The following is a 6,761-nucleotide window of genomic DNA, read 5'->3' as shown; positions in this document are numbered from 1 at the left end:
CGGGGGCGCGGTGGAGGCGGGCGGGGCGGACTCGGCGTACGAGCGGACCGAAGGAGTGAACGGCGCGGACGGCGCGGACGGCCGGGGACGGTCCGGCCCGCCCGGGAACGGGCCCCCGTGCGGACCGGCCTGCCCCTGACCCTGCCTCTGGCTCTGACCCTGGTGTTGACTCTGGTCCTGACCGGGGCCCGCGGGGCCCGGCGTGCCGTACACCGGCGCGGGGCCTCCGAAGCCCTCAGCGCGTCCGAAAGCCTCTGCGCCTCCGAAAGCCTCTGGGCCCCTGAAGCCGTCTGGGCCGTCGAAGGCGGGGGTGGGCCGGTTCTGAGCCGTACCGGGAAGCGGGCCCGCCATGGTCGCGGTGGCGTCCGCGGACTGTTGCGGCGCACCCTCGACGAAGGACCGGACGGTCGGGGTGAAGGACGAGGGCGGAGGCATCTCGGGCCAGGCCGGCGGGATCTCCGGCCACGCCGGCTCCCGCTGGTGTTCGCTGCGGTCCGTGGGCACGGTACCTCCCGAGATCATGCCCGAATTGGGGGTGCCTGGCATGATCTCATGCGAGCCGGGGGCTGCCGCAGCGAAACCGCGGAATGCCTCGCGGAACTGCTCACCGGTGGGGTCGGTGGGCGGGTCCTGCATCGGCAAATCCGCGGGCGGAAATGAGTTGGCCACGGCAAGCACAGTAGGGGAATGGACATAAGAGCCCACAACGGATCTATCACCATCGTGTATCGCACTCTGACACGCCAGGTCAGCCGACAAGATCGATCCGCGTCCCGCTTGCGGTCTGCGCTACGCTTGACACGCGTGCCGCCACCCTGCTGAGCGGGCAGCCGTCTCGGAGCGTGAGAGCGCGGAGACGGGGCTGCCTCGACTGTGATGCGGGGGCCTGCCCCCGGCGGGCGCCTTCATCTGTGTGATTCCAGCCGCCTGGCGAGGAGTGGAAGTGGACGAGCCGGTGTACGACCCGCAGGCGCTGCAGGCCAAGTGGCTGCCGCGGTGGGAGGAGCTGAACCCCTTCGCGGCGGTCGAGGACCTCGCGGACACCAGGCCGCGCAAGTACATGCTCGACATGTTCCCCTACCCCTCCGGCGACCTCCACATGGGGCACGGCGAGGTCTTCGCCATCGGCGACGTCGTCGCGCGCTACTGGTTCCAGAAGGGCTACAACGTCCTGCACCCGATCGGGTGGGACTCCTTCGGCCTGCCCGCGGAGAACGCGGCCATCAAGCGCAACGCCCACCCCGCCGAGTGGACGTACGCCAACATCGACACCCAGGCGAACTCGTTCAAGCGGTACGCCATCTCCTTCGACTGGTCGCGGCGCCTGCACACCAGCGACGCGGAGTACTTCCGCTGGAACCAGTGGCTGTTCACCCGCTTCTACGAGCGGGGCCTGGCCTACCGCAAGGGCGGCCTGGTCAACTGGTGCCCGCAGGACCAGACCGTGCTCGCCAACGAGCAGGTCGTGGCGGGCAAGTGCGAGCGCTGCGGCGCCGACGTCATCCGCCGCGAGCTGACGCAGTGGTACTTCAAGATCACTGACTACGCCGACCGGCTGCTCGACGACATGGCGCAGATCGAGAGCGGCTGGCCCGAGCGCATCCTCACCATGCAGCGCAACTGGATCGGCCGCTCCACCGGAGCCGACGTCCAGTTCCGCATCGAGGGCCGCGACGAGCCGGTCACCGTCTACACCACGCGCCCCGACACGCTGTACGGCGCGACGTTCTTCGTCGTGGCCGCCGACGCGCCGCTGGCGGAGGAGATCGTCGCCCCCGAGCAGGCGGAGGCGCTGGCCGCCTACCGGGCTGAGGTCGCCAAGCTCTCCGACATCGAGCGGCTGTCCACGGAGAAGGAGAAGACCGGCGTCTTCCTGGGCACGTACGCGATCAACCCGGTCAACGGGGAGCGCATCCCGGTCTGGGCGGCCGACTACGTGCTGTCCGACTACGGCCACGGCGCGATCATGGCGGTGCCCGCCCACGACCAGCGCGACCTCGACTTCGCGCGGAAGTTCGGCCTGCCGGTCAAGGTCGTCGTACACACCGGCCTGGCCGACCCCGGCGAGACCGGCGTCGCCACCCCCGGCGAGGGCACGCTGGTCAACTCCGGCCCGCTGGACGGGCTGACGAAGGCCGAGGCGATCCAGAAGATCATCGAGGTCCTGGAGGAACGCGGCACCGGCAAGGCCGCGGTGAACTACCGGCTGCGCGACTGGCTGCTGTCGCGGCAGCGGTTCTGGGGAACCCCGATCCCGATCATCCACTGCGTGGACTGCGGCGAGGTCCCGGTGCCGGACGACCAGCTTCCGGTCACGCTGCCCGACCTGCGCGGCGCGGCCCTGCAGCCGAAGGGCGTCTCGCCGCTGGCCGCGGCCACCGAGTGGGTCAACGTCGAGTGCCCGAAGTGCGGCGGACCCGCCCAGCGGGACACCGACACGATGGACACCTTCGTCGACTCGTCGTGGTACTTCCTGCGTTACTGCGACCCGCACTACGAAGGCGGGCCGTTCGACGTCGAGAAGGTCCGCGAGTGGGGCCCGATCGACCAGTACGTCGGCGGCGTCGAGCACGCCGTGCTCCACCTGCTGTACTCGCGGTTCTTCACCAAGGTCCTGTACGACATGGGCCTGGTCGGCTTCACCGAGCCGTTCCTGCGCCTGCTCAACCAGGGCCAGGTGATCAACCGGGGCAAGGCGATGTCCAAGTCGCTGGGCAACGGCGTGGACCTGGGCGAGCAGATCGACGCGTACGGCGTGGACGCCGTGCGGCTGACGATGATCTTCGCCGGGCCGCCGGAGGACGACATCGACTGGGCCGACGTCTCGCCGGCCGCGTCGCAGAAGTTCCTGGCCCGGGCGTTCCGCGTGATGGCCGAGGCCGGTGCGGCGTCCGCCCCGGGGATCGACTTCTCCGGCGGCGACGTCGAACTGCGCAAGGTCACCCACCGGACCGTCGACGAGGTGACCAAGCTCGTCGAGAGCCACCGGTTCAACGTCGCGGTGGCCCGCATGATGGAGCTGACCACGGCCGCCCGCCGGGCGATCGACGCCGGTCCCGGCGCGGCAGACCCGGCCGTCCGCGAGGCCGCCGAGACTCTGGCGATCATGCTGTCGCTGGTCGCGCCGTACGTCGCGGAGGAGGGCTGGGAACGGCTCGGGCACGCGCCGTCGGTCGCGAAGGCCGGCTGGCCCGAGGCGGACCCGGCGCTGCTGGTCCAGGAGTCGGTCACGGCCGTGGTGCAGGTGGCGGGCAAGGTCCGCGACCGGCTGGAGGTCTCCCCGGACATCTCCGAGGCGGACCTGCAGGCCCTGGCTCTGGCGTCGGACAAGGTCCGGCCCTACCTGGACGGCGAGCCGCGCAAGGTGATCGTGCGGGCGCCCAAGCTCGTCAACATCGTCCCGTAGGGGAGTGATCCCGGCTCCGCCATACCTTGTGCAAACCTGTCCGGTATGGCGGAGCCGCCACGCGGCATAGGGTGCGGCTGTGGCGAACGGTGCGTACCTGAGATACCCCCACCTGAACGGTGACCTCCTCGCCTTCGTGGCGGACGACGACGTCTGGCTGGCGCCCACGAGCGGCGGCAGGGCCTGGCGGTTCACGGCCGACCGGGTCCCGGTCTCCCACCCCCGGTTCTCTCCCGACGGCGCCCGCCTCGCCTGGACGAGCACCCGCGAGGGCGAGCCCGAGGTGTTCGTGGCCGATCTGGAGGGCGGCGAGGGCGAGCGGCTCACCCACTGGGGCAACGCCACGACAGGCGTGCGCGGCTGGACCGAGGACGGCCACGTGCTGGCCGTGACCGCCGCCGGCCACGCCTCGCGGTCCCGGCTGTGGGCCCACGCGGTGCCGTTGGACGGCGGCCCGGCGACGGCTCTGCCGTACGGCAGGGTCAGCGAGGTCGCGGTCAGCGGCGCCAAGGTGGCGGGTGTCTCGGCGGTGTTCCGCGAGCCGTCGCAGTGGAAGCGCTACCGCGGCGGCACCGCGGCCAAGATCTGGGTGGACGCCACGGGCGACGGCGAGTTCACCCGCCTGTTCGCCCGCAATCCCGCGCAGCACTGGTCGGTCATGTGGGTAGGGGAGCGCCTGGCCTTCCTCGCCGACACCGACGGCGACGGCAACCTCTACTCCTGCCTGCCCGACGGCTCGGACCTGCGGCAGCACACCACGCACCGCGGTTTCTACGCGCGCCATGCCGCGTCGGACGGCTCCCGCGTCGTCTACAGCCTCGGCGGCGACCTGTGGCTGCTGGAGAGCCTGGACGCCGAGCCGTACAAGCTGGACATCACCCTGAGCGGGCCGCGCCCGGCCAGGGCCAGGCGGCCGGCGCCGAACCGCGTCGGCGGCTTCGCGCCGGACCGCACCGGGCGGCCAGCGTGGTCGAGATCCGCGGCACCGCCCACTGGCTGACCCACCGCGACGGCCCCGCGGGCACGCTGCGCGCCGAGCCCGGCGTCCGGGTACGGCTGCCGCGGCCCCTCGACGACACCGGCCGGGCCGTCTGGGTGTCGGACGCCTCCGGTGAGGACGCGCTGGAAATCGGCACGTCCGGCGGGGAGATCCGCACGCTGGCCGCCGGCCGGCTCGGCCGGGTGCTCGACCTGGCCGCCGCGCCGGACGGGAAGCACGCCGCGGTCGCCACCCACGACGGACGGCTGCTGGTGGTGGACCTCGGCTCCGGGGACGTCCGCGAGGTCGACCGCACCACCCACGGCGACGTGCAACACGTGACGTTCTCCCCGGACTCGGCCTGGCTCGCGTGGGCGCACGCCTACCAGCCCTGGCGCCGCCACCTCAAGCTGGCCCGCGTGGACGGCGGCGCCGCGATCGAGGTCACCCCGCCGCGCTTCAACGACTACAGCCCGTCCTTCACTCAGGACGGCAAATACCTGGCCTTCCTGTCGGACCGCACGTTCAACCCGGTCTACGACAGTCACGTCTTCGACCTGTCCTTTCCCAGCAGCTGCCGGCCCTACCTGGTGCCGCTCAAGGCCACCACGCCCTCGCCGTTCGACCCCTCACTGGCGGGCCGCGGCTTCGGCGGGGACGACGACGCCGGCCCGGAAGACAAGAACGGCGAGAGCGCCAAGAACGACGCCGGGAAGGACGGCGAGCCCGGCCCGCCGCGTCCGACCGAGGTGGACGCCGACGGGCTGGCGGCGCGCATCGTGCCCGTGCCGGTGCCCGCCGGCACCTACTCCAACCTGCGTGCCGCAAAGGGCGGCCTGCTGTGGCTGCGCCACCCGCTCACCGGCGAGCTCGGCGACGGCACCGAGCCCGGCGAGCCGGTCCTCGAACGCTACGACCTGGCCAAGCGCAGGGCCGGCGAGCTGGGCGGGGAGTTCTGGGCCTTCGAGGTCAGCGCCGACGGCACGCGCCTGGTGGGCAACGGCGGGCACGGCCTGCAGACCCGCGCCACCGGGGACGACGACGAGGTCGTCACCATCGACCTGGACCGCGTGGCCGTGACCGTCGATCCGGTCGCCGAGTGGCGTCAGGCCTACGCCGAGGCCGGGCGGCTCATGCGCGACCACTTCTGGCGGGCGGACATGAACGGCGTGGACTGGCAGGCCACGCTCGACCGCTACGCCCCCCTCGTGGAGCGGCTCGGCGCCTACTCCGAGCTGATCGACCTGCTGTGGGAGGTCCAGGGCGAGCTGGCCACCTCCCACGCGTACGCGCGGCCGACCGGCTACGGCTACGATCCCCGGCGCCGCCAGGGCCTGCTCGGCGCCGACCTCGCCCGGGACGAGAACGGGGTGTGGCGGATCAGCCGTATCCTGCCCGGGGAGTCCTCCGACCACGAGGCCCGCTCGCCGCTGCTCGCGCCCGGCGTCGCCGTCCGCGAGGGCGACGCGATCGTCGCCGTGAGCGGGCGTCCGGTGGATCCGGTCCGCGGGCCGCTGGCGCTGCTGTCCGGCACGGCGGAGCGGCCCGTGGAGCTGACCGTCCGGCCCGATTCCGGCGGCGAGCCCCGCCGGGTCGTCGTCACGCCCGTCGCCGACGAGACGCGGCTGCGGTACCACGACTGGGTGGCCGGGCGGCGGGCGTTCGTGCGTGAGGCGTCGGGCGGGCGGCTCGGCTACCTGCACGTGCCGGACATGATGTCCACCGGGTGGGCGCAGTTCCACCGGGATCTGCGTACCGAGATGGGCTTCGACGGGCTCGTCGTGGACATCCGCGACAACGGCGGCGGGCATGTCTCCGAGCTGGTGCTGGAGAAGCTGCAGCGGCGGGTCACCGGGTGGTCGCTGGCCCGGGGGTACGAGCCGGCGCGATACCCGGAGGACTCGCCACGCGGGCCCATCGTGGCCGTCACCGACGAGTTCGCCGGGTCGGACGGGGACATCGTCAGCGCCGGGATCAAGAACCGCGGCATCGGGCCGCTCGTGGGCACGCGGACCTGGGGCGGCGTGATCGGCATCGACTCGCGGTACGCGCTCGTGGACGGGACCGTCGTCACGCAGCCGCGATACTCGTTCTGGCTGGAGGGCGAGGGGTGGGGCGTCGAGAACCACGGCGTCGACCCGGACGTCGAGGTCGTCGTGACGCCGCAGGACCTGGTCGCCGGGCGGGATCCGCAGCTGGCGCGGGCGGTGGAGCTGGCCCTGGCGGCACTGGAGGACAGGCGGCCGGCCACCCCGCCGGAGTTGCCGCCGCTGCCGTGATCCCCCGCTGCCGATGACGTTGACGATCGGGCAGCCGTACGGACAAAATTACGCCCGAGCCACAAACTAGTCATATCGATGTAGGCGTGCGGTCAGG

3 protein-coding genes are annotated in these 6,761 nt (G+C 72.3%); all 3 read left to right on the top strand.

What is annotated here, in order from left to right; all coding sequences use genetic code 11:
- Positions 1-943 precede the first annotated feature (943 nt).
- The 3 genes from leuS (at position 944) to B1L11_RS37915 (ending at position 6,664) form a co-directional block, all read left to right on the top strand.
- Positions 944-3,406, top strand: coding sequence for a leucine--tRNA ligase (leuS, locus tag B1L11_RS37920; RefSeq protein WP_079320073.1), 2,463 nt, complete (start codon positions 944-946; stop codon positions 3,404-3,406).
- A gap of 79 nt (positions 3,407-3,485) precedes the next feature.
- Positions 3,486-4,406, top strand: coding sequence for a hypothetical protein (locus B1L11_RS52990; RefSeq protein ID WP_256863243.1), 921 nt, complete (start codon positions 3,486-3,488; stop codon positions 4,404-4,406).
- The gene (locus B1L11_RS37915; RefSeq protein WP_256863242.1) at positions 4,373-6,664 is read left to right on the top strand and encodes a S41 family peptidase; all 2,292 of its coding nucleotides are present in this window, start codon (positions 4,373-4,375) and stop codon (positions 6,662-6,664) included. The genes B1L11_RS52990 and B1L11_RS37915 overlap by 34 nt, the downstream gene beginning before the upstream one ends.
- Positions 6,665-6,761: the final 97 nt, after the last annotated feature.

The sequence above is a fragment of the Microbispora sp. GKU 823 genome, assembly GCF_002027145.1.
GTDB lineage: Bacteria > Actinomycetota > Actinomycetes > Streptosporangiales > Streptosporangiaceae > Microbispora > Microbispora siamensis.
The sequence above is the reverse complement of the archived record's forward strand: the minus strand, read 5'-3'. Positions and strand labels throughout refer to the sequence as shown.